Origin of the sequence: Methylorubrum sp. POS3 (assembly GCF_043352485.1) — a bacterium.
GTDB classification, from domain to species: Bacteria; Pseudomonadota; Alphaproteobacteria; order Rhizobiales; family Beijerinckiaceae; genus Methylobacterium; species Methylobacterium suomiense.
Genome location: NZ_JAPRBT010000001.1, coordinates 1,613,013 through 1,635,168, shown reverse-complemented (window position 1 = coordinate 1,635,168; position 22,156 = coordinate 1,613,013). Strand labels below are relative to the sequence as shown.

Sequence of the window (22,156 nt, the reverse complement as noted above, 5' to 3'; positions counted from 1 at the left end):
CGACCGCCTCTCGAGCCCCGGCTTTCGGGGGCGGCCGGATCACACCGCTTTCAGCGGACCCTCCAGCACGCCGATAACCCGTGCGAGGTCGTGGCCACGCTTCATCACGAGGCCGCTTGCCGCGATGACCGCGTAGGCGCCCTGGCGACGGGCGAGCTTCGGATCTTTCTCGATCCGGTAGAGCGGCATCTCGGAGGTGCGCCGGTAGATCGAGAACACCGCCTTGTCGCGGCGAAAATCGAGCGCGTAGTCTCGCCACTCGCCCTCGGCGACGCGGCGGCCATAGAGATTGAACAGGATCCGCAGCTCGTCGCGCTGGAAGGCGACCTGCGGTGTCGTGGCGGATGGGAACGGGATCACCTGCGAGCCCACAGCTTTTTCCCGCTGGGCGTCCCGCTCGCTCGGGCGGTGCTCGGCGCTCTGCCCCTCGCTCATCGTCGCTCCCTGGCGCATCGGCCCGGATCGGGCCGCCGGTTCTTATCCGGGAATGATGGGCCGCCCGGCCCGTGCCGACAAGGTGCTTCGCCGGCCACGCATGGCCGGGCTGCCCTGCCGGCTTCGGTGCAACCACCATGACGACACCGTGTGCGCGGTCGCACTCTGGGCTATCTCGGCCACGCTCCCGCCGCGATCTCGCCTTGCCAAGGTCACCGGAACACGATCATGTGTGACCTGAAACCTCGTCGGCGCGTCCTCGGGGTGGCGCCCGAAACCCGAGCTCCCCAGCCCTCGGGCGTCATTCCGGATCCGGCTCGCCGACACCCGGAGGTTTCGAGACCCAAGGACTTCAGGCGGCCTCTTCGGAGCGCCGCCCTTTTTTCGTCCGAAGCCTCCGCCCGACACACCCGAAGGGCGCGCCCGTTGCCAGCGGCCCGCTTCGGCGCCAGAAGCCGGAGCATGCCCGACGCCCCCGATCCTCGCGAGAACGGCCCGCCGGTCTTCGACGCCGCCTTTCGGGCGCGGCTCGGCGACCTGTTCGCGTGGCGGCGCGACGTGCGCCGCTTCCGCGCCGATCCGGTCGAGGAAGAGGTGCTGCGGGCCTGCCTCGGCCTGGCGGCCCTGGCGCCCTCCGTCGGCAACAGCCAGCCCTGGCGCTTCGTGCGGGTCTCGGACCCGGCCCGACGGGCCGCCGTGACGGCGGATTTCGAGCGCTGCAACGCGGCGGCGCGGGACAGCTACGGGGATGCGCGCCGTGCCCTCTATGCCGGGCTGAAGCTCGCCGGGCTGAAGGAAGCCCCGGTTCACCTCGCCGTGTTCTGCGACGGCGCCACGGAGGCCGGCCACGGCCTCGGCCGGGCCACCATGCCGGAGATGCTGCGCTACTCGGCGGTCGCCGCCGTGCACGCGTTCTGGCTCGCCGCCCGCGCCCACGGCCTCGGCGTCGGCTGGGTCTCGATCCTGGAACCCGCCCGTATCACCCGCCTCCTCGACGTACCGGAGGCCTGGGACCTCGTCGCCTATCTCTGCGTCGGCCGCCCGCAGGAGGAGCATGCCGATCCGGAACTCGTCCGCCATGGCTGGCAGGCGCGCGCCCCGGAATCCGCCCATCTGCACGAGCGGTGAGCGGACGCTGCTTACCGCGACACTTAAAATGCGCGCGAACCTGCCAGTTCGGCATTCTCCGTGACTTCAAGCGACGGTGCATAGCGCTCCGACACCGAAGTCTGTGAAGCAATGCGGCAAGGTGGAACGCTCCAACGTCTTCCGAGTTACGGTCACGCTCGGAAAGGCGGTCTTCGATGTTCGGAACAGGCAAGTACAGGGCGGCCCTGACGGGTTCGCTCATGGCCGGTTTGTGCCTGATCGGCACGGCGCAGGCGCGCGAGATCGTCCCGTTCGCGGACGGCATGGCGCGGGGCAGCATCGTCGTGCGCACCGGCGAGCGTCGGCTCTATCTCGTCAACGGCGACGGCACGGCGATCCGCTACGCGGTGGCCGTCGGCAAGCCGGGCAAGCAGTGGAGCGGCGCGACCGAGATCGACGGCAAGTATTACCAGCCCGACTGGTCGCCGCCCCGCGAGGTGAAGCGCGACAAGCCTTGGCTGCCCAACCTCATCCGCGGCGGCTCGCCGGGCAATCCGATGGGGGTGGCGGCGATGACGCTGCGCGGCGGCGAATACGCCATCCACGGCACCAACCGCCCCAGCTCGATCGGTACCTTCGCGTCCTACGGCTGCATCCGCATGTACAATCACGACATCGCCGACCTGATCGAGCGTGTCTCGGTGGGGACGCAGGTCTACGTGGTGCGGTGAGAGGCTAATCCCAGCTGCGTCATGACCGGGAGATAGACCGGACGAGGCCCACACGCGCAGCCGTGCGAGCGTAAGCTTCGGCTTTGAGCCGAGTCCGTCTGAAGCATCGGCCCGAAAGGGGGAACCGGCTTTCAGGAAAAAGCCGATGCGGCACAACAGCCTGAAGCACCGCGCCGGATCCGATATCCGGCACGATGCTCCAGCGAAGCGGAAGCCTTAAGACTGTGGAGGCCCGCCCCGGCGATTGAGGCCGACCGAGAAACCGGTTTGCTCGAAGATCAGACCGGGCGCGGCAGCTTGCAGCTGTCGAGGGCGCTCAGCGCCTTCGCCGTGGCGGTGTCGTTGAAGTAGCCGGTGGCGCGGTACGAGGCGACCTCGTCCTTGTCCAGGGCGGCGAGGGTACGGTCGGCGTAGCAGCCGCAGGGCGCGGCCAGCGTCGATTGCTCGACCTTCTGGAGGCGAGACTGGACGACCGTGCAGGCGTTGCGCACGCGGCCGGTGAGGTTGCTCTTCGAGGCCGTCTTGAGCGTCGGGTCGGGCGTGTAGCCCTCGAGCGCGGCGTACTGCCCGGTGCGCCCGGCGCTGTTGCAGGCGGCGAGCAGCGAAACGAGGCCGGCCGCGAGCACGAGGCGGCCGGTGCGCGAAAGCGGTGAGCGCATGGAAGCGGGATCCGTCATGACGGGAAATCGTCGGGATCCTGTTTCCGGCCAAGCTTGGCCGCGCCGCTAGCGCAGGAGAGTCACACTGCGACGAGAATGCGGCGCCCGCGCCGCGATTGGCGCGCGGGTGAGTCCGCCGGGCGACGCTCGCCCGACGACCAAGACGGCTTCCTCGACCTCGAAGCGGTCGCCCGCCGGATCGCGTCGCACCCGACCGGATACGACGCGATCAGATTACGCCGCGATGTCGGCGTCGGTGAAGAACTGGGCGATCTCGATCTTGGCGTTGTCCACGCTATCCGAGCCGTGAACGGTGTTCTCGCCGACGGACTCGGCGAACTGCTTGCGGATCGTGCCCTCGGTCGCCTGGGCCGGGTTCGTGGCGCCCATCACCTCACGATACTTGGCCACGGCGTTCTCGCCTTCGAGCACCTGCACGACGACCGGGCCCGAGGTCATGAACTCGACGAGCTCGCCGAAGAACGGACGCTCCTTGTGCACCCCGTAGAAGGCCTCCGCCTGCTCGCGGCTCATGAGGATGCGGCGCTGGCCGACGATGCGCAGGCCGGCGGCCTCGATCACGGCGTTGACCGCGCCGGTGAGGTTGCGGCGGGTGGCGTCGGGCTTGAGGATGGAGAAGGTGCGCTCGAGGGCCATGAGTCCAGTCCGGGTGCTGAGAAGAGAAGGATCGCGCGACGCGCAGAGGGGCAGCCGGCGCGCGCGGCTTATAGCGGCGGGTTCGGCCGTCCTCAACCGAAGCGGCCCATCGGACCTCCGTGATCATCGGAAGGATCAGGACAGCGGGGGCCGTCCAGCCTCGCCATGGCTTTTGCGCAACACTGCCGAAAATTCGCCGGAATGCGGAGGCCTCATCGCGAGCGAACGTTCCGCTCCTCCTCCGGGAGGGCGGGTCCATCGATCTCCGTAAGCCCCCGCCCCTTCCGGGGCACCGCCTCAGGAGCCTTCCATGCGTCTTTCCGCCCGCCTCGGCCTCGCCGCCTCGGCCCTGCTGATCTCGACCGCCGCGAACGCCGCCCCCAAGGACCTGTCCGGCACGTGGCTGACGGGCGACGGCCGCGCCAAGATCCGGATCGACCGCTGCGGCCCCAGCGGCGCCAATGCCTGCGGCAAGGTGGTGTGGCTCAAGACGCCCACGGACGATGCCGGCGCGCCGCGCACCGACGCCAAGAACCCCGACCCGAAGAAGCGCGCCCGCCCGATCATCGGCCTGACGCTGCTCGACAACCTCAAGCCCGACGATGCCGCCTTCGCGGGCGAGATCTACAATGCCGACGAGGGCAAGATCTATCAGGTCAGCCTGGAGCGGGAGAGCGAGGCCGAGCTGAACGTGCAGGGCTGCATGCTCAAGGTGCTGTGCGGTTCGCAGACCTGGACCCGCGTGCCGGACGTGAACCAGCAGGCCGCGATCCAGCCCGAGGCACCCAAGCCCGTCGCGAAGCCGGCCGCCAAGCCCGCCGCCGCCAAGGCCGCGGCGGAATAGGCGTCTCGGCCGCCCTTTCGGCACCGATCGATGCCGTGAAACGAAAGCGGGCGCATCGTCACCGATGCGCCCTTCAAGTCGGTTGCCTAACCTGATGGGGGTCCAGGCACCGTCTACCTACAGCAGCGCTTGAGAGCGGCAAGTGGCCGCGCCGCGCCCATCCTGTGTTTCCCGCGCGATTTCCCGATCGTTTCGCCGACTGTCATCGTCCTGTCGGACGAATACCGCCTTTGTCGCGCCGTGGCGCATCTGCAACCGTTCGCGACGGAACGATGCGGCCCGGATTACGGAGGCGGGAGCATCTGGTACCCCGCCCCGTGAAGCGTGCGGGGAGCGGCGGGGTTGCGGACGAATCGCGTCACGGAAGGCCGAGTCATCCGCGCCAAGGCAAGCCGCACGGGGGCAGCCTGTTTCGCCGCTCTCGTCGGGCTCGGTGCATCAGGGGCGCAGGCCGCCGACCTCGCGGCGCGCCCGGCCCCGGCGGCTGCGATCGACTGGTCCGGTCCCTATCTCGGCCTCCAGGGCAGCGCGGGCGCCTCCTTCGGCAATTACGATTTCGGTCCGACCACGATCGGGGCCCGGCGCGTGCCGCGCGTCGCCACGGGCGATGCCACCGGCAGCCGCGACCTCGGGGCCGATGCCACCACCGCGGTCGGCGGCGCCTTTGCCGGCTGGAACTGGCAAACCGGTGCCTTCGTCTACGGGGTCGAGGCCGATCTCGTCGGCACGAATCTCAAGCGGGGCGTGCGCTCCGACGCCCCGGGCTTCGGCTACGAGGGCATCGATCCCCCCTTCGCCCTGATCCGCGAGAAGACCGGCCTGTTCGGGGCGCTGCGCGGCCGTCTCGGCTACGCCTTCGGCAACAATCTGATCTACGCGAGCGCCGGGCTGACCGCCGCCGGCGGGCGCGTGCTCGCCACTTATCCCGACCTCGACGGCGGCCCGACCGCGACCGCCTCCCGCGACGTGTCCTCCCTGGGCTTCACGCTCGGCGCCGGCGTCCAATTCGCGGTTCATCCGCATCTCTCGCTCGGGATCGACTACCGCTACAGCGACCTCGGCGAGACCCGCCGGTTCGATCTCGGCACGGTGCCGGGCCCGAATGGCGGGCCGGTGACGACCCGCGCCGCCTTCGTCTCCAACAAGATGATGGCCCGGCTGACCTGGCACCCGCAGGCGCTGGTCCTCCAGCCGGATGAGGACGAGGGCCCGAAGGACAGCCGCTTCTCGCTCCACGGCCAGACGACGTTCGTGAACCAAGCGGTGGGCGGCTTCCGCGCGCCCTATCGCGGGCCGCAGAGCCTCGTGCCGGATCAGGCGCAGGCCACCACCACCGCGACGCTGTTCCTCGGCCTCAAGCTGTGGGAGGGCACGGAACTCTACTACAACCCGGAATTCAGCCAGGGCTTCGGCCTCTCGCGCACGCTCGGCGTCGCCGGCTTCGTCAACGGCGAGGCGCAGAAGGCCGGCGCCCCCTTCCCGAAGCTGCGCTCCAATCGCTACTTCGTCCGCCAGACCTTCGGCCTCGGCGGCGAGACCGAGGCGGTGCCGGACGGGCCGAACTCGATCGCCGGCACCCGCGATGTCGAGCGCATCACGGTGATCGCCGGCAAGTTCGCCCTGGGCGACTTCTTCGACGGCAATCTCTACGCCCACGATCCGCGGGTCGATTTCATGAACTGGGGCCTGTGGGCCTCCGCCGCCTGGGATTTCCCCGCCAATCTCCCCGGCTTCACGCAGGGGCTGATGGTCGAGTACAACCGCGCCGCGTTCGCGGTCCGTGCCGCCTACACCCAGGTGCCGAAAGAGCCCTCCTCCGACGTGCTGGACCCCCGGGTGTTCGAGCGGGCGGGCACCAATATCGAGGTCGAGGGACGCTACACGCTTCCCGCCCTCGACCAGCCGGGCCGGCTCCGCCTCGGCCTGTTCTCGAATGTCGGCAACACCGCCGATTTCCGGCAGGTGGTGGCCCTGACGCAGGGCGGCGCCTTCGCGGACATCAACGAGGCGGTGATCGCCACCCGCGCCCCGCGGCGCAAGAGCGGGGTCTACGTCAATCTGGAGCAGGCGCTCACCGCCGATCTCGGCCTGTTCGCCCGCGCCAGCGCCAATGACGGGCGCAACGAGAGCCTGTCCTTCACCGATGTCGACGGCTCGATCTCCGGCGGCCTGTCCCTGAAAGGCTCCGCCTGGGGCCGCCCGCAGGACACGGTGGGCTTCGGCGCCTCGACGAACACGATCTCGCGCACGCATCGGGCCTATTTCGCCAATGGCGGCCTCGGCCTGCTGATCGGCGACGGGCGGCTCAACTACAGCCCGGAGCGGGCGGTCGAGGTCTATTACGCGATGAACCTGACCAAGGGCGTCACCGTGTCCCTCGATTACCAGCACGTCGAGAACCCGGCCTATAACCGCGACCGCGGCCCGGCGGACTTCTTCGGGACGCGGCTGCACACGGATTTCTGAGACCGTACGGCCCGAACGGAGCGGGCCGTCGGCTCTCATCGGGCCGCGCATTCCGTCGCGCGGGCGAGACGCCTCAGGCGCTTGCGCGAACCTCGCATCCGAATTCGGCCGCGGCCTCCTCGAGCCAGGACCAGAGGCTTCCGGCGAAGCTGCGGGCGACGGCGAGCTCGTAGGTCGGGCGGTCGTCGCGCTGCCAGAGCTGCACCCCGATATGGGCCACCGCCGTCACCGCCGTGCGCCCGGCCGCGAAGGCGCGGGGATGAAGATCGACCGAGACGCCCTTCTCCAGCACGCGGCGCGCGTCCGGGCCCGACAGCCGCAGCACCGCCCGCCCGTCGCTCTGGTCGGCCACCGCGGCGAGGTTTTGGAGCGCCGCGCCGAGCCCGTCGAGGTCGCCGCGGGCGGGGGCGAGCGCCAGCCACTGGTCGGGGCCGGACCAGACGAGCCCGGTCTCGCCGGAGAACAGGGCCGCACCGGGCTCCGGAAGCGACAATCCGAACCGCGCCCGGATCGCCTCGGCGAGCCCATCCCCGGCGCCGTCGGCAGCGGTGATGCTCGCCAGCGCCAGCCCCTCGCGCGGGGCGACGATCAGCCCGGCCGGACCGTCGCGCCGGCCGTGCCGACCGATCTGCGCGTAGAGATCCCAGGCCCCGCGGGGCCGCCAGAGGGTCGCGATCTCAGCCATGCATCCTCTCCCCCGCCGGATCCAGGAAGGCGGCGTTGCAGATCTCGACCTCGACATCGCCGCCGCGCACCGGATCGTAGGCGCGCACCCGCTCGCCGTGGCGCTCGTTGCCCCGACGGATCAGGCCGAGCCCGATCCAGTGACCCAGCGACGGCGAGAACGCGGCCGAGGTCATGTACCCTTCGTCGGCGGTCAGACTCGGCTCGGCGCCGAGGGCGAGGAAATGGGCCCCCGCCCGCAGGCGCTGGCTCGGATCGACCGGGCGGAACCCCACGAGGATCGGCCGCTCCGGATCGGTCAGCGCCGGGCGCTCCTTCATCACGCGGCCGATATAGTCCTTCTTCTTGGCGAGCATGCCCCCCAGCGCGAGGTCGCGAGCCGTGGTCTGGCCGTTGATCTCGGCGCCCGCCGCATGCCCCTTCTCGATGCGCATCACCGAGAGCGCCTCCGCGCCGTAGGGGCAGATGCCGTAGGGCAGGCCCGCCTGCAGGATGGCGCGCCAGGCCGCGTCGCCGTAGCCCGCCGGCACCGCGATCTCGTAGGCGAGTTCGCCCGAGAACGAGATGCGGAACAGCCGCGCCGGGATACCGCCGCCGACGGTGATCTCGGCCGCCCCCAAAAAGGGGAAGGCCTCGTTCGAGAGGTCGTGCTGCGGATCGACGATCTTGCGCAGCACGTCGCGGGCCCGCGGGCCGGCCACGGCATATTGCGCCCATTGCTCGCTCACCGAGACCATCTGCACGTCGAGTTCCGGCCAGAGCCACTGGCGGCAGAATTCGAGGTGCTGCATCACCTTCGCGGCGTTGGCGGTCGAGGCCGTCATCACGAAGTGGGTCTCGGCCAGGCGCGAGACGGTGCCGTCGTCGAGGACGAAGCCGTCCTCGCGCAGGAGCAGGGCGTAGCGCGAACGGCCTACCTTGAGGGTGCCGAACGGGTTGGCGCAGACCCGTTCGATGAAGGTCAGCGCGTCGCGGCCCTGGATGTCGATCTTGCCGAAGGTGCTGACATCGCACAGGCCGACCCTGCTGCGCACGGTCTCGACCTCGCGCACGACCGTCTGCAGCCAGTCGGTCTCACCCGCCCGCGGGAAATAGGCCGGGCGCAGCCACAGGCCGGTCTCCAGGAACTGGGCGTTGTTCTCGAGGCACCACGCATGGCTCGGCACATGCCGGCTCGCGCGGAACTCCTTGCCGCGGTGATGACCGGCGAAGGCCCCGATGGCGACGGGGGTGAAGGGCGGACGGAACACCGTCGTGCCGACCGAGGGAATGTTCTGGCCGGTCAGTTCGGCCATGATCGACAGGCCGGCGAGGTTCGAGGTCTTGCCCTGATCGGTCGCCATGCCGAGCGTGGTGTAGCGCTTGAGCAGCTCGACGGCGCGGAACCCCTCTCGGTGGGCGAGTTCGACATCGGAGGCCGCCACGTCGTTCTGGAAATCGACGAAGGCCTTGCCCCTGGGCTTGGCGACGCGCCAGAGCGGCGTGTGGGCGGTCGATTCCGGATCGGTCCGGGGCGTCCCGGCGGTCTCGGCCGCGAAGCCGCAGGATTCCGCCGCCTCGGCGCCGAGTCGGGCGCCGCTCTCCAGGGCATCCGCCAGCGTCAACCGGCCCGAGGCCGCGCCGGCCGCGACCATGCCGGTGGGCAATTGGCCTGGCACGAAGGCGTGGATCGCCTCCTCCCAGACCGGACGGCGGGAGAGGTGGGAATCCAGATGGACCACCGGATTCCAGCCATTGGCCATGGCCAGCGTATTGCAGGGAATGCGGAGCGTGCTGCCGTAGGCGTCGCGCACCTCGATGCCCGACAGGGCGAGGTGCCCGCGCGTGCCGATCACCTGCCCCCCGGCCACCACCTGCGCCCCCGCGGCCTCCGCCATGCGGCGCAGGGCCACCGGAACGTCGGGGCGGGAATCCACCACCGCGGCCACGCGCCCGCCCGCTGCGGCGATGTCGGCGACCGTGCGCCAGCCGTCGTCGCTCGACGTGAAAACCGCAGGATGGGCGCCCGGCAGCACGCCGTAGCGGTTGAGGTAGGTCCGCACCGCGCCGGCCAGCATGACGCCGGGCCGGTCGTTGCCGCCGAAGATATGCGGGCGCTCGATGGCGCCGGCGGCGAGCACCGCGCGCTTGGCCACGATCCGCCACAGCCGCTGGCGCGGCGCGTGGGCGGCCGGCACGGCGAGATGGTCGGAGACCCGCTCGACCGCGCCGTAGGCCCCGTGATCGTAGACGCCGAACAGGGTGGTGCGGGGCAGGAGCCGCACCTCGGGCAGGCTCTCCAGCTCGGCCACGGCCTGCGCGGCCCAATCGGAGCCGGAGAGCCCGTCGATCTCGCGGCGCTCCGCCAGCAGACGGCCGCCCAGCCGGAAATCCTCGTCGACGAGGATGACGCGGGCGCCCGAGCGCCCGGCGGCGAGCGCCGCCGACAGGCCGGCCGGGCCGCCGCCGATGACGAGGACGTCGCAATGGACGTGGGCGTGCTCGTAGCTATCGGGATCGGGCGCATTCGCGGCCCGGCCGAGGCCCGCCGCGCGCCGGATCATCGGCTCGTACAGCTTCTCCCACAGGGCGGCCGGCCACATGAAGGTCTTGTAGTAGAAGCCCGCCGCGAAGACTGGCGAGAGCAGGGCATTCACCGAGAGCGCATCGACCGCGAGCGAGGGCCAACGGTTCTGGCTGGTCGCCTCCAGCCCCTCGTAGAGTTCGGCCATGGTGGCGCGGGTGTTGGGCTCGCGGCGGGCGCCGGTGCGCAGCTCGACCAGGGCGTTCGGCTCCTCCGAACCGGCCGAGAGAAGGCCGCGCGGCCGGTGATACTTGAAGGAGCGTCCGACCAGCCGCACGCCGTTGGCGAGCAGCGCCGAGGCCAGCGTGTCGCCGTGATAGCCCGTGAGCTGGCGCCCGTCGAAGGTGAAGTCGCGCGCCCGGCGGCGGTCGATCAGGCCGCCGGAAGCGGTGCGGAAGGGCTGGGGCGGACCCGCCTGCTCCGCCTCGCGGACGGGCAGCGGAAAGGTCGGCGTGCGGTCAAGCATGGGAGGCACTCCCGGCGGGCGTGACGGTGCGGGTCTCGGCGAGGCGAGTCTCGGCGCGGCGGGTCTTGGCGAGGCGAGTCTTGGCGACCTCGCGGGCCGGCTGAACGTCGGTGATGGCGTGGGTGCGGGTGTCGCGGGTCACGACGAGCCAGGAGCGGCAGCCGGCGGCGTGATACCAGAGCTCGCGGATCTCCCCGGCGCGGTTGTCGCGCAGGTAGACGTAGTCGTGCATCGCCTCGGATAAGGCGTCCATTCCGTCGGGACGGACAGGCGCGGCGTCGCCGAGATAGCTGAACTCGCCGTTGTCGCGCTCGCCGCAATAGGGGCATCGGATGCGCATGGCTCTTCGTCCGTCCTCGTTGGCGTTGCTCGGGCCGATCCCATTCTCCCCCTCATCCTGAGGTGCCGGAGCGCGGCACCTCAGGATGAGGGGATTGGATGGGACGCAAAAAATCAGTGCAGGTTGGGCTGGGCGCCCATGCCCTTCTCGTCGATGAGGTGACCGGTCGCGAAGCGGTCGAGGCGGTAGGCGGCGCTGTGGGGATGCGGCTCGTCGCGGGCGATGGTGTGGGCGAAGCAGAAGCCCGCCGCGGGCGTCGCCTTGAAGCCGCCGTAGCACCAGCCGGCATTGAGATAGAGGCCGCCGATATCGGTGCGGTCGATGATCGGCGAACCGTCCATCGACATGTCCATGATGCCGCCCCAGTGGCGCAGCAGCCGCAGGCGGCCCAGCCCCGGCCAGAGGGCCATGCCGCCCTCCATCACGTCCTCGATGGTGTGCAGGTTGCCGCGCTGGGCGTAGGAATTGTAGCCGTCGATGTCGCCGCCGAAGACCAGGCCGCCCTTGTCCGACTGGCTGACGTAGAAATGGCCGGCGCCGAAGGTCATCACGCAGTCGATCAAGGGCTTCACGCCTTCGCTGACGAAGGCCTGGAGCACGTGGCTCTCGATCGGCAGCCGCATGTCGACCATGGCGGCCAGGAGCGAGGAGGAGCCGGCGACCGACAGGCCGACCTTCTTCGCGCCGATGAAGCCGCGGCTGGTCTCGACCCCGGTGACGCGCCCGTTCTCCCGGCGAATGCCGGTGACGGCGCAGTTCTGGATGATGTCGACGCCGCGGTCGCTGGCCGCCCGGGCATAGCCCCAGGCGACCGCGTCGTGGCGCACGGTGCCGCCGCGCCGCTGCAGCAGGCCGCCCTTCACCGGGAAGCGGGCATTGTCGAAATCGATGAACGGGACCATCGCCCGCACGCCCTCGCGGTCGAGCAGTTCGGCGTCGATGCCGGCCATGCGCATGGCGTTGCCGCGCCGGGCATAGGCGTCGCGCTGGGCGTCCGAATGGTAGAGGTTCAGCACGCCCCGCTGGCTGACCATGGCGTTGTAGTTGATGTCCTGCTCCAGCCCCTCCCAGAGCTTCATCGAGTGCTCGTAGAAGGGGATGTTGCCGGGCAGCCCGTAATTCGAGCGCACGATGGTGGTGTTGCGGCCCACATTGCCGGAGCCGACATGGCTCTTCTCCAGCACGGCGACGTTGGTGATGCCGTGCTCCTTGGCGAGGTAATAGGCGGTGGCGAGCCCGTGGCCGCCGCCGCCGACGATGACGACGTCGTATTCAGCCTTCGGCGCCGCGTCGCGCCACTGGGGCTTCCAGTCCCGCTGGCCCCGCAGGGCCTGTCCGAGGACGCTGAAGAGGGAATAGCGCATCGCCACGACTCTCTTGGATCGCCGGTGGAGACGGTGGCGAAGTCCCACCAAATCCCCTCATCCTGAGGTGCCCCTTGCCTCGGCAAGGGGCCTCGAAGGAGGGCTCCAGGGATCGCGCGATACACTGGAGCCCTCCTTCGAGGCCGCTTCGCGGCACCTCAGGATGAGGGGGTTGGATTGGATCGATGGGATCCACCGCCCCTCGGCACGAAGCCCTACATACGCCCGCTCGGCCGATCGCCCCTTGCAAATCGCGACGTCTTTCCCGCAGATCGCGGCAGAATGTGCGCCACCCCCCTCCCCGACCCCGCGCCGACGACGGTCGGCTTCGTGCTGGTGCCGGATTTCGCGCTGATGACCTACGCGGCGGCGGTCGAGCCGCTGCGGGCGGCCAACGCCCTGTCGGGCCGCATCCTGTACCGCTGGTGGCACGCCGCGCCCGGCGATTGCCCCGTGCCCGCTTCGAACGGGCTGACGGTCGCCCCCGACGTGGCGATCGGCGCCGAATCACCGGGGGCCGACTGGATTCTCGTCTGCGCGGGCGGCAACCCGTCGGACTTCGACGATCCGGCCCTGTTCGCATGGCTGCGCCGGCTCAGCCTGCGGCCCGGGGCGGTGATCGGCGGCCTTTCCGGCGGACCCTACCTGCTGGCGCGGGCAGGGCTTCTCGACGGTCGGCGCTGCACCCTCCATTGGGAGCATATCCCGGCCTTCCGCGAGCGGTTTCCGCGGGTCGAGGTGGTGCGCTCGCTCTACGAGGTCGGTCCCGACCGAATGACCTGTTCGGGCGGCATCGCGGCGCTCGACATGATGCTCGACCGGATCGGGCGCGACCATGGCCCCGGCCTCGCGGCGGGCGTCGCCGACTGGTTCCTGCACAACCAGATCCGCGAGGGCCTGAGCCCGCAGCGGATGGCCCTGCGCCAGCGCTTCGACCTGCGCGATCCCCGGCTCCTGCGGGTGCTCGCCGCCATGGAAGAGAATCTCGAAGCCCCGCTGACCCGCGAGGCGCTCGCCGATCTCGCCCGGATCGGCGTGCGGCAGTTGGAGCGGCTGTTTCGCGAGCGGCTCGGGACGAGCCTGCATCGACACTATCTCGGCCTGCGCCTCGACCAGGCGCATCGCCTGCGCCGCGAGACCGCGATGCCGGCGGCCGAGATCGCCGCGGCGACGGGTTTTCTCAATGCCGAGGAATTGGCGCGGGCGGAGCGGCGACGGCGTCGGCAGGCAGAATGACCCGCCGACGCCCGTGTCAGAACCTTACTCCGCCGCGTCCAGGCGCGGATGCTCGATCTCGGCGCGCTCGCGCTTGACGAGCTCCGCCGTGAGGAAGGCCACTTCCAGCGCCTGCTCCGCGTTGAGGCGCGGGTCGCAATAGGTGTGGTAGCGGTCCTGCAGGTCGTCGGCCGTGAGCGCGCGGGCGCCGCCCGTGCACTCCGTCACGTCCTTGCCGGTCATCTCCAGATGGATGCCGCCGGCGATGGTCCCTTCCGCGCGATGGACGCCGAAGAAGCCCTCGATCTCCTGCATCACCCGCTCGAAGGGCCGCGTCTTGTAGCGGCCCGCCGCGATGGTGTTGCCGTGCATGGGATCGCAGACCCACACCACCGAGCGGCCCTCGCGCTCGACCGCGCGGATCAGGTTCGGCAGGTGGTCGCCCACCTTGTCGGCACCGAAGCGGCAGATCAGCGAGAGGCGGCCCGCCTCGTTCTCCGGATTGAGCAGATCGATCAGGCGGATCAGCCCCTCGGGCGTCGTGCTCGGCCCGCATTTGAGGCCGATCGGGTTCTTGATGCCGCGGGCGTATTCCACGTGCGCGTGGTCCGGCTGGCGGGTGCGGTCGCCGATCCAGAGCATGTGGCCGGAGGTGGCGTACCAGTCGCCGCTCGTCGAATCGACGCGGGTCAGCGACTCCTCGTAGCCGAGCAGCAGGGCCTCGTGGCTGGTGTAGAAGTCGGTGGTGCGCACCTCCTGGTGCGTCTCCGGGTTGATCCCGATGGCGCGCATGAAGTCGAGCGCGTCCGACATCCGCTCGGCCACGTCCCGGTAGCGGGAGGATTGCGGGCTGTCCTTCACGAAGCCCAGCATCCAGCGATGCGCGTTCTCGAGGTTGGCGTAGCCGCCGGTCGCGAAGGCGCGCAGCAGGTTCAGCGTCGCCGCCGATTGCCGGTAGGCCTCGAGCTGGCGCTTCGGATCGGGAATCCGCGCCTCTTCCGTGAAGGTCAGCCCGTTGATGATGTCGCCGCGGTAGCTCGGCAGCGACACGCCCTCCAGCGTCTCGGTCGGCGAGGAGCGCGGCTTGGCGAACTGACCGGCGATGCGGCCGACCTTCACCACCGGCGAGCCGCCCGCGAAGGTGAGCACCATCGCCATCTGCAGGAAGACGCGGAAGAAATCGCGGATGTTGTCGGCCGAGTGCTCGTCGAAGCTCTCGGCGCAATCGCCGCCCTGCAACAGGAACGCCTGGCCCGTCGAGACGCGCGCCAGCGCCGCCTTCAGCTTGCGGGCCTCGCCGGCAAAGACCAGCGGGGGAAAGCTCGAGAGCTGGCTCTCCACGGCCTGGAGCGCATCCGCGTCCGGATAGGACGGCACCTGCTGGATCGGCAGGTTGCGCCAGGTCTTCGGGGTCCACCGCTCGGTCATGACACTCTCTCCGCTCACCTCAAAAGGTGAAGCGCGCGGGCCCTCCCGCCTCGCGCGAAGCGCGGCTTATAGAGAGGTTTTCCGCAGGTGGCGAGTTGGCAGAGCGGGGCACGAAATCTTGCCCGCATGCCTCGCCCATGCCCCTCATCTTCAGTCGTCCCGCTCGACGCCACCGCGCGACGCGTCGCGGGACGATGTCGGGGGTGATTTTCGGGCTGGCGCCCGTCGCGCCCCCGGAACGGATGGCGACGGCTTCGGATGGCGGCGCAATCCCGGATCTCGAAGCCAGGGATCACCGCTCCGTGGCTTTCCAAGCGGCCCTGCTGCGGTCTATCAGAACGCGCCTTCCGCTTCCGGGTCGCGGGTCCCGGGACGGTACCGGACGGGAGCCGAGTCCCGACCCGGGAGGCCGGGATCCTGCTGCTTCGCCGTCACACCGCCGGAACGTGGAGCCTGATGCGCGAGCCGAACGCGATCGATTTCTGGCGCGGCGTCGCCCTCGTGACGATCTTCGTCAACCACATCCCGGGCAACTTCTTCGAGCGCTACACCTTCTCGCAATACGGCATCTCGGATGCCGCCGAGCTGTTCGTGTTCCTGGCCGGCTGGTCGATCGGGCTCGCGACCCGGGGGCGCGACGGCAAGCCCGAGCCGCGCCTCACCACCGTGCTGCGGCTCCTGTCGCGCACGATCGAGGTGTACCGGGCGCAGATCGTGATCATGTCGCTGGCGCTCGCCATGATCGCGGGCTGCGCGCTCTACCTCGACAATCCGCTCATCCTCGAATGGCACAATGCCGGCGGCTTCTTCGGCGACCCGATCCAGACCATGGTCGGCATCGTGCTGCTCACGCACCAGCTCGGCTTCTTCAACATCCTGCCGCTCTACGTGGTGCTGATCGCCATCGCCCCCCTGGTGGTGCTGGTGGGCCGCCTGAGCCGGACGCTCCTGCTCGCCCTGTCGCTGTCGCTCTACGGCGCGAGCCTCGTGTTCGAGTGGAACTTTCCATCCTGGCCGGGCGAGGGCGATTGGTTCTTCAATCCGCTCTGCTGGCAGCTGCTGCTGGTGCTCGGCTTCCTCGCGAACGAGATGAGCCGAGAGAGCCCGCGGCTGCGGTCCCTGGCCCGGCGGCTGACGCCGCTCGGCATCGCCCTCGTGGCGCTCGGCTTCGTCCTCGCCGTGCTGGAGCTGCGCCCCGATCCGATGCTGGTGCCCGAGCCGCGCCTCGTCTTCACCTTCGACAAGACGTATCTCTCGCCCGGCCGGCTCATCCATTTCTGCGGAGTGGTGCTCGCTTTTCAGGCGGTCTACGGCCTGATCGCGCCAAGGGTGATGCCGCTCGCCCGCTTCCTCTCGGGCCTGGGCCGCAATTCCCTCGCGGTCTTCTCGATGGGTTCACTGTTAAGCTTGGCCGCGCAGTTCGTGCGCTTCCAGACTGGAGGCGGTATCTTCGTTGACATTTCGGTCGTAGGGTCCGGCCTGTTCGCACTGGGTTTCACCGCATGGTTCGTCGAATGGCGTGCCCGCAAGCCGCGCGCCCCACGGACGCCGCCCGACGGCGCCGCCCCGCGCTCGGCCTCTCCGCCGGCCTGAGTTTCGCCCTCGGGATCGGTCTCCTCGCCTCGGTGCCGGCCCGCGCCGAGACGCTGCCGGCCGCTCCGGCTCCGACCATGTCGGCCCCGGCACAGACGGCGGAGGCGCTCGACCAGAGCCTCTCGCCGGAATGCCGCGTGCCCGGCTCCAAGCTCTACACCCTCGCCAAGCTCAAGGCGGTCAAGGCCGCGCTCAAGGAGAAGCGGCCGGTCCGGGTGCTCTCAATCGGCTCCTCCTCGGCGGGCCTGGGCGCCGCGTCGAGCTATCCGGTCAAGCTCGAGAACGCGCTGGAGAGCGCGCTGCCCGACGTGCAGATCGATGTCGAGGCGCGTTCCCTGCCCGGCGAGGTCGCGAGCGGGGCGGGCGAACGCCTGCGCACCATCGTGGCGGAGGTCGAACCCGATCTCGTGGTCTGGCAGGTCGGCACCAACGACGCGCTCGCCCGGGTCGATATCGACTCCTTCGCCGAGGCGCTCGACGAATCGGTCAAGTGGGTGATGTCGCACGACATCGACATCGTGCTGATCGATCCGGTCTTCACCGCGAGCCTCGCCGAGGACGATTACTACAACCGCATGGTCCACACCGTGCAGGAGGTCGCGCGCCGGGAGGCGGTGCCGCTGGTCCACCGTTACGCGGCGATGCGCTACCTCTCGACCCGCAGCACCGACGAGGCGCACATGCTGGGCCGCCGGTTCCGGCTGAACGATCTGGGCCTGCGCTGCATGGCCGAGCACGCGACCCGCGCGATCACTCTCTCGCTGCTGCAATCGGACCCGGCCAAGCCGGAAACGGATCCCGACCGGACCGGCACCGCGACCCGCCCCGCCACGGGTCGCGAATCCTCCGATGCCGTCCCGCGGGGGAACTAGTCAGGCCGTTCCCCCCGCAGGCCGATCCTGGCTTGAGCGACGGCCTCCCACCGCCCCCATCCTCCGGGCTGCCCGCCCGGCCGGCCTTTGCGTGCGACAGGCTCACCCGTCGAAGCGACCGCGCGGGCGGATCACGGCTCCCGCCCAGGAGACCGGGATGTCCGTCATCGCAATTCCATGCTTCGGCGGCATGCCCCGAGATGGAGAATTGTCCGAACGACGATCGCGAGCGTTTTCGACGGCGATGGCCTCACGTCATATCGGTGGCCCGGCTACGTAGACCGCCACGATGAGCCTCCGCAGCACTCAGGCTAAGCAAAGTGTTGCTCGAGCATGGGCTCGGAGGAGGCAAACGTGCAGCGAATTCTCAACATCGTCGGCATCGCCAGCATCGTCGCGCTGGCCGCCACGCCGGCCGCCGCCGGTCATGGCGGCTTCCTGGGAGGCCTGTTCGGTGGCGGCCGCGGCGCGCCTGGTCCGGAGGCGGCCGTCGGCCTGCCGTTCCTCGTCGCCGCCGGCGCCTACATGCTGATGCGCCGCCGCGCCGCCAAGACGGACGCCCAATAAGTCAGCGCCAAGGAACAGAATCTCTGAGGCGAGCGGCCAATCGGCGGATCTCGGCGCGGCGCGTTCGGGCGCTGCGCCGTTTGGTACCGTCGTGGCGGAAGCGGAGCGGATGGTGACAAGCGTGGCGTCCGATGCCCCGGCGGCCCGGAAGGCGCTGCTCAACGAGCGCGAGGCGCGTCTCGCCCTGCTCGTCGTCGGCCTCCTCAACGCCCTTCTCCACCCGGTGCGCGACGCGGTCGCGGCATCGGGTCTGGCCGGTGCGGTGATGGGAACCTTCGGCATCAGCGCCATCGTCTGGATCGCCCTGGCACTCGTCGCCCGGCTGCTGGCGGCCGAGCCCGACCGGGGGATGCGACGAACCGAGTTCGCGATTCACCTCGCCGTCCTCGCCCTGATCCTCGTCCCGCTCCGTCATGTCGCCTGGATCGGGCTGACGCTGATGGCCCTCAACGTCGTGGCGCACGCGGCGCGGGACTCCGCAGCGGCGCGGGGCGGATGGCTGCTCCTCGCCGTCGGCGTCCCGATGTTCTGGGGCAAGCTCGCCCTGTCGCTGTTCAGCGGGGTCGTCCTGACCCTCGACGCGATGCTCGTGAGCGCCGTGCTCGGCCTGCCGCGGCTCGGCAACACCCTCGCCCTCGCCGACGGACGCACGCATCTCTGGATCGAGTCGAGCTGCTCCTCGATGCTCAACCTCTCCCTGGTCGTCCTGTGCTGGACGATGTTCTGCACGCTACGCGGCATCGGGCTGCGCCGCGGCCTGCCCTGGTGCGGGCTCTGTGCCGGCCTGATCATCGCCCTCAATGTCGGCCGCATCAGCCTGATCGCCGCCTTTCCGGCGCATCACGACACGCTGCATGGCGGCCTCGGCGCGAGCGTGGCGAGCTGGCTGTTCGTGGCCGTGATGCTCTGCGTCTTCGAATTCGGAATGTGCCGACACGATCGGGAAGTCTCCCCACCGACCGTTCGCCGGATGGCGCGCCATGCGGCCTAGAGTTTCGACGCGATCCGTTCTCCGGGCGCTCCTCCTCGTCCTGCTCGCGGCCTCGGTGCCGCTGAAGCTCTGGACCCTGCCCGAGGCCCGCGCCTCGAGCCAAGCGGGTGACGACGCGATCCGCGAGGGCATGCGGGCCTTCCTCGCCGAGGCGGGGTTCTCGGCGCAGGTGGAGGCGGGGCTCGTCGACCTGCCGGCGGCCTCCGGCGCGCGCGACGGCTGCCGCGTGCTGCTCGCGAACGTGGCCACCCAGGGCTATCACCGCGACCTGATCTTCCGCCTTGCCGGATCGGGGGACAAGGTCTCCTTCCTGTTCCGAGGGCGCGCCTACCCGGACCAGCCGGGCTGGGCGACCTGGACCTCCCACCTCCTGTCCCGTCTGCGCCTCGCCTCGGCGGACCCCGCCGGGCCCGGAGGCGAACGGGTCTACGCGGTGCTGGCGGCCGGAGCCTGCGATCTCGACGCGTCGGCCTGGGCGAAATCTTGGGCGGAGACTTGAGCGGGGAACCGGGCGACGGAGGCCGGAAAGAGGTCATCCGCGGCTTAACCTGGTTGAAACACCGCCCTGATTAAGTTGCACCGAGAGCGCGTCGGCCTTCCCGCATCCGGCGCCGCGGGAGGGTGCAGCCATGGCGGCGGACGAGTTGGCGGCCGGCTCCCTCCGGGGCGCCCCGTCTCTCCCCGAGCGGGCACGCGCCCGGCTGCTGGCGGCCCGATCGGGCGCCGGTGGGGCGGCGGTCGGCGTGTTCGGCCTGCGCATCGCCGCCGCCGGCTGCGCCTATCTCGCGCAGGTGCTGATGGCCCGGATGATGGGCGGCGCGGAATACGGCATCTTCGCCACCGTCTGGGTCTGGATCGCGATCCTCGGCCACACCGCGACCCTGGGGCTTGCCCAGGGCGCCTGTCGCTTCCTGCCCGTCGAGCGGGCCCACGGCCATCTCGACGCGGTGCGCGGCTTCCTGCTGGGCGGGGCGCTCGCCAGCGCGGCGGGCGGCTTGGGTCTCGCCCTCGCCGGCCTCGCCCTCACCGAGATCCGACACGATCTGCTCGACGGCCCCTATGGCGGCCCGGTCCTCGTCGCGGTCCTCGTCGTGCCGCTCTTCGCCTTCCAGGATTATCTCGAAGGGGTGGCCCGCAGCCAGGGCTGGCCGATGCTCGCCATCGCCCCGCCCTACCTGATGCGGCAGGGCCTGATCATGGTCGGCATGGTCGGCGCCGTCCTGTTCGGCGCCCCCGCCCATGCCTGGGTCGCCATCGCCTGCACCCTCGTCGCCACCGGCATTGCGGCGACCATCCAGGGGGTCCTGCTGCTGGCGCGTCTGCGCCGCCACCTCCCCGCCGGCCCCCGGCGTTACCGCTGGCGGATCTGGTTCGGCGCCTGCCTGCCAATCGCGGCGGCCGAACTCGCCACCAGCGCCTTCGGCTTCATCGACGTGGTGCTGCTGGGCTTCCTCGCCCCGCCCGCCGCGGTCGGCCTGTACTTCGCCGCCACCCGCATCCAGCAATTCGTGGTCTTCGTCGCCTACGCCGCCTCGGCGGCCACCGCGCCGCGCTTCGCCGCCGCCCGCGCCGAGGGCGACGAGGCCGGGCTCGCCGGGCTGGTGCGGGCGCAGGCGCGCTGGACCTTCCTCGGCACCGCGCTGGTCGGCCTCGGCGTGCTCGCCGCCGCCCCGCTGCTGCTCGGCCTGTTCGGCTCCGATTTCCACGACAGCCTGCCGGTGCTGGCGATCCTGGTCGCCGGCGGCGTCACGGCGAGCCTGTTCGGACCGGGCGAGGACATCCTGACCATGCTCGGCGGCGAACGGCTCTGCGTCGCCATCACCGTGGCCATGCTGGCACTCGCGGTCCTGCTCTGCCTCGTCCTCATTCCCTGGCTCGGCGTGATCGGGGCGGCGCTCGCCATGGCCGGCGCCAGCGCGCTGCGCGGGCTCGCCATGGCGGCGGGCGCCTATGCCGTGCACGGGATCGCGACACCCGCTTTCCCCCTCTCCTTCCTCCCGGGTTTCACCCGCGGCCACGGTGCTGCCTGACCATGGGCCTCCCGCTGCGCTCCGCCCCGCCGGTCCCGTTCGAGGCCGCCATCGAACCCGTCGCCGCCATCGAGGCGGTGGCCTGGGACGCCCTTACCCGGCACGCCGTCGCGCCGCATCCGTTCTACGGCCGCCGCCCGGTCGAGGCGCATCGGGCGAGCGGGCTCGGGCCGGCGGATCTCGCCGCGGTCACCGTGCGCGGCCCCGACGGTCTGTCGGGGCTGCTGCCCTTCGTCCTGCGGGCCGACATCACCGGGCTCGGCGGCGCGGTGGCGCAGCCCTTCCTCTCCCCCTACGTGACGGAGACCACCCCCCTCGTCGCCGACGGTCCCGATCTCGACGACCGGCTCGATGCCCTGGTGACGGGCCTCGCCCGCGCCTCGGGGGGCCGCTGCTGGCGCTGGCCGCTTCTCCCCGTCGAGGGCCGTCTCGGCGCGGGGCTGGTCGCCGCGCTGGAGCGGGCCGGCTGGCAGGTCGCCACCGTGGGGAGCTTCGAGCGCCCGGTCCTCGACCGGCGCGCGGACCATGCCGCCTTCCTCGCCGACCATCCCCACAAGAGCCGCCTCAAGGATCTGCGCCGCCGCCGCCGCCGCCTCGGGGAGGCGGGGGCGCTGACCTTCGAGGTGACGACGACGGGGCCGGCGCTGGAGCGGGCGCTCGACGCCTTCCTGGAGCTTGAGGCCGCCGGCTGGAAGGGCGCCGCGGGCACGGCCTTGGCAAGCCGCCCGGACAGCGCCCTGTTCGCCCGGGCCCTGTTCCGGCAGGACGAGGCGGCTCCGGCCGACCCGCCGACGGTGCGGGCGGATTGCGCGCGGCTCGACGGCCGGTTGATCGCCGCGAGCCTCGCCCTCGTGGCCGGACGCACCGCCTATCTCCTGAAGATCGCCTACGACGAAACCCTGCGCAGCTACGCTCCCGGGCTGGTGCTGGAGGATCAGATCGTGCGCGCCCTGCACGACACCGCCTTCGCGGATCGGCTTGATTCGGCGACGCTGCCCGGCTCGCCCCTGGAGCATCTCTATCCCGAGCGGGCCCGGATCGCCGAGATCCTGGCCCTGCCCCCCGGTGCCAGCCTGTTCCCGCTGGAGCGGCGCGCCGACCTCGCGCGCTTCGAGCATCGCGCCCGCGCGGAGATGAAGCGGCTCATCGGGCGGCGATAGGC

The 22,156-nt window shown here is 70.7% G+C and carries 20 protein-coding genes; 12 read left to right on the top strand and 8 right to left on the bottom strand.

The window, feature by feature from the left end:
• Positions 1-39 precede the first annotated feature (39 nt).
• Entirely contained in the window at positions 40-435 is a 396-nt protein-coding gene (locus OWC43_RS07785) for a DUF2794 domain-containing protein (RefSeq protein ID WP_137829561.1), read from the bottom strand.
• Between the two features lie 462 nt (positions 436-897).
• On the opposite strand from OWC43_RS07785, the gene bluB reads away from it, so the two are divergent.
• Positions 898-1,563: a 5,6-dimethylbenzimidazole synthase gene (gene bluB, locus OWC43_RS07780; protein WP_393956260.1), complete on the top strand. Its 666-nt coding sequence runs from the start codon at positions 898-900 to the stop codon at positions 1,561-1,563.
• Positions 1,564-1,739: 176 nt separating this feature from the next.
• Positions 1,740-2,255, top strand: coding sequence for a L,D-transpeptidase (locus OWC43_RS07775; RefSeq protein ID WP_137829559.1), 516 nt, complete (start codon positions 1,740-1,742; stop codon positions 2,253-2,255).
• A gap of 278 nt (positions 2,256-2,533) precedes the next feature.
• Here the strand turns inward: OWC43_RS07775 and OWC43_RS07770 are convergent, their stop codons facing one another.
• Together OWC43_RS07770 and ndk are read right to left on the bottom strand one after the other, a co-directional pair.
• Positions 2,534-2,914: a hypothetical protein gene (locus OWC43_RS07770; protein WP_137829558.1), complete on the bottom strand. Its 381-nt coding sequence runs from the start codon at positions 2,912-2,914 to the stop codon at positions 2,534-2,536.
• A 234-nt stretch (positions 2,915-3,148) separates the two neighbouring features.
• Complete coding sequence (ndk, locus tag OWC43_RS07765; RefSeq protein WP_393956259.1) at positions 3,149-3,571, bottom strand: nucleoside-diphosphate kinase; 423 nt, start codon at positions 3,569-3,571, stop codon at positions 3,149-3,151.
• Positions 3,572-3,881: 310 nt separating this feature from the next.
• Here ndk and OWC43_RS07760 point away from each other — a divergent pair, with 310 nt between their 5' ends.
• Together OWC43_RS07760 and OWC43_RS07755 are read left to right on the top strand one after the other, a co-directional pair.
• Entirely contained in the window at positions 3,882-4,415 is a 534-nt protein-coding gene (locus OWC43_RS07760; RefSeq protein WP_137829556.1) for a DUF2147 domain-containing protein, read from the top strand.
• A 342-nt stretch (positions 4,416-4,757) separates the two neighbouring features.
• Positions 4,758-6,881, top strand: coding sequence for a carbohydrate porin (locus OWC43_RS07755; RefSeq protein WP_393956258.1), 2,124 nt, complete (start codon positions 4,758-4,760; stop codon positions 6,879-6,881).
• Positions 6,882-6,954: 73 nt separating this feature from the next.
• Here OWC43_RS07755 and OWC43_RS07750 read toward each other — a convergent pair whose 3' ends face one another.
• The 4 genes from OWC43_RS07750 to OWC43_RS07735 form a co-directional block, all read right to left on the bottom strand.
• Positions 6,955-7,566, bottom strand: coding sequence for a sarcosine oxidase subunit gamma (locus OWC43_RS07750; RefSeq protein WP_137829555.1), 612 nt, complete (start codon positions 7,564-7,566; stop codon positions 6,955-6,957).
• Positions 7,559-10,594 carry a sarcosine oxidase subunit alpha family protein gene (locus tag OWC43_RS07745; RefSeq protein WP_393956257.1) on the bottom strand — a complete coding sequence of 1,012 codons (3,036 nt, stop codon included), beginning with the start codon at positions 10,592-10,594 and terminating at the stop codon, positions 7,559-7,561. Before OWC43_RS07745 ends, OWC43_RS07750 begins: the two co-directional genes overlap by 8 nt.
• A complete protein-coding gene (locus tag OWC43_RS07740; RefSeq protein ID WP_393956256.1) occupies positions 10,587-10,934 on the bottom strand; it encodes a sarcosine oxidase subunit delta in 348 nt (115 codons plus the stop codon). Before OWC43_RS07740 ends, OWC43_RS07745 begins: the two co-directional genes overlap by 8 nt.
• Positions 10,935-11,047: 113 nt before the next feature.
• Positions 11,048-12,298 carry a sarcosine oxidase subunit beta family protein gene (locus OWC43_RS07735; protein WP_137829552.1) on the bottom strand — a complete coding sequence of 417 codons (1,251 nt, stop codon included), beginning with the start codon at positions 12,296-12,298 and terminating at the stop codon, positions 11,048-11,050.
• A 282-nt stretch (positions 12,299-12,580) separates the two neighbouring features.
• Between OWC43_RS07735 and OWC43_RS07730 the strand changes: the two genes are divergently transcribed.
• Positions 12,581-13,534: a GlxA family transcriptional regulator gene (locus tag OWC43_RS07730; protein WP_393956255.1), complete on the top strand. Its 954-nt coding sequence runs from the start codon at positions 12,581-12,583 to the stop codon at positions 13,532-13,534.
• 24 nt (positions 13,535-13,558) lie between these two features.
• Here the strand turns inward: OWC43_RS07730 and OWC43_RS07725 are convergent, their stop codons facing one another.
• The gene (locus tag OWC43_RS07725) at positions 13,559-14,941 is read right to left on the bottom strand and encodes a class II 3-deoxy-7-phosphoheptulonate synthase (protein ID WP_137829549.1); all 1,383 of its coding nucleotides are present in this window, start codon (positions 14,939-14,941) and stop codon (positions 13,559-13,561) included.
• 456 nt (positions 14,942-15,397) lie between these two features.
• Here OWC43_RS07725 and OWC43_RS07720 point away from each other — a divergent pair, with 456 nt between their 5' ends.
• From OWC43_RS07720 to OWC43_RS07690, 7 genes are all read left to right on the top strand, one after another.
• Positions 15,398-16,534, top strand: coding sequence for an OpgC family protein (locus OWC43_RS07720; protein WP_393956254.1), 1,137 nt, complete (start codon positions 15,398-15,400; stop codon positions 16,532-16,534).
• Positions 16,456-17,406 carry an SGNH/GDSL hydrolase family protein gene (locus OWC43_RS07715; RefSeq protein WP_393956253.1) on the top strand — a complete coding sequence of 317 codons (951 nt, stop codon included), beginning with the start codon at positions 16,456-16,458 and terminating at the stop codon, positions 17,404-17,406. Before OWC43_RS07720 ends, OWC43_RS07715 begins: the two co-directional genes overlap by 79 nt.
• 354 nt (positions 17,407-17,760) lie before the next feature.
• Positions 17,761-17,973, top strand: a complete 213-nt coding sequence (locus tag OWC43_RS07710; protein WP_393956252.1) for a hypothetical protein — start codon at positions 17,761-17,763, stop codon at positions 17,971-17,973.
• 121 nt (positions 17,974-18,094) lie between these two features.
• On the top strand, positions 18,095-18,964 hold the full coding sequence (locus OWC43_RS07705) for a hypothetical protein (protein ID WP_393956251.1): 870 nt from the start codon (positions 18,095-18,097) through the stop codon (positions 18,962-18,964).
• The gene (locus OWC43_RS07700) at positions 18,954-19,463 is read left to right on the top strand and encodes a hypothetical protein (RefSeq protein ID WP_393956250.1); all 510 of its coding nucleotides are present in this window, start codon (positions 18,954-18,956) and stop codon (positions 19,461-19,463) included. Before OWC43_RS07705 ends, OWC43_RS07700 begins: the two co-directional genes overlap by 11 nt.
• 130 nt (positions 19,464-19,593) lie before the next feature.
• Positions 19,594-20,994, top strand: coding sequence for a lipopolysaccharide biosynthesis protein (locus tag OWC43_RS07695; protein WP_393956249.1), 1,401 nt, complete (start codon positions 19,594-19,596; stop codon positions 20,992-20,994).
• Between the two features lie 2 nt (positions 20,995-20,996).
• Positions 20,997-22,154, top strand: coding sequence for a GNAT family N-acetyltransferase (locus OWC43_RS07690; RefSeq protein WP_393956248.1), 1,158 nt, complete (start codon positions 20,997-20,999; stop codon positions 22,152-22,154).
• Positions 22,155-22,156 lie beyond the last annotated feature (2 nt).

Coding starts and splice junctions, on each gene's coding strand:
- OWC43_RS07785 (WP_137829561.1), bottom strand. CDS start 435: ATGAGCGAGGGGCAGAGCGCCGAGCACCGCCCGAGCGAGCGGGACGCC.
- bluB (WP_393956260.1), top strand. CDS start 898: ATGCCCGACGCCCCCGATCCTCGCGAGAACGGCCCGCCGGTCTTCGAC.
- OWC43_RS07775 (WP_137829559.1), top strand. CDS start 1,740: ATGTTCGGAACAGGCAAGTACAGGGCGGCCCTGACGGGTTCGCTCATG.
- OWC43_RS07770 (WP_137829558.1), bottom strand. CDS start 2,914: ATGCGCTCACCGCTTTCGCGCACCGGCCGCCTCGTGCTCGCGGCCGGC.
- ndk (WP_393956259.1), bottom strand. CDS start 3,571: ATGGCCCTCGAGCGCACCTTCTCCATCCTCAAGCCCGACGCCACCCGC.
- OWC43_RS07760 (WP_137829556.1), top strand. CDS start 3,882: ATGCGTCTTTCCGCCCGCCTCGGCCTCGCCGCCTCGGCCCTGCTGATC.
- OWC43_RS07750 (WP_137829555.1), bottom strand. CDS start 7,566: ATGGCTGAGATCGCGACCCTCTGGCGGCCCCGCGGGGCCTGGGATCTC.
- OWC43_RS07745 (WP_393956257.1), bottom strand. CDS start 10,594: ATGCTTGACCGCACGCCGACCTTTCCGCTGCCCGTCCGCGAGGCGGAG.
- OWC43_RS07740 (WP_393956256.1), bottom strand. CDS start 10,934: ATGCGCATCCGATGCCCCTATTGCGGCGAGCGCGACAACGGCGAGTTC.
- OWC43_RS07735 (WP_137829552.1), bottom strand. CDS start 12,298: ATGCGCTATTCCCTCTTCAGCGTCCTCGGACAGGCCCTGCGGGGCCAG.
- OWC43_RS07730 (WP_393956255.1), top strand. CDS start 12,581: ATGTGCGCCACCCCCCTCCCCGACCCCGCGCCGACGACGGTCGGCTTC.
- OWC43_RS07725 (WP_137829549.1), bottom strand. CDS start 14,941: ATGACCGAGCGGTGGACCCCGAAGACCTGGCGCAACCTGCCGATCCAG.
- OWC43_RS07720 (WP_393956254.1), top strand. CDS start 15,398: ATGCGCGAGCCGAACGCGATCGATTTCTGGCGCGGCGTCGCCCTCGTG.
- OWC43_RS07715 (WP_393956253.1), top strand. CDS start 16,456: ATGGCGTGCCCGCAAGCCGCGCGCCCCACGGACGCCGCCCGACGGCGC.
- OWC43_RS07700 (WP_393956250.1), top strand. CDS start 18,954: ATGCGGCCTAGAGTTTCGACGCGATCCGTTCTCCGGGCGCTCCTCCTC.
- OWC43_RS07695 (WP_393956249.1), top strand. CDS start 19,594: ATGGCGGCGGACGAGTTGGCGGCCGGCTCCCTCCGGGGCGCCCCGTCT.
- OWC43_RS07690 (WP_393956248.1), top strand. CDS start 20,997: ATGGGCCTCCCGCTGCGCTCCGCCCCGCCGGTCCCGTTCGAGGCCGCC.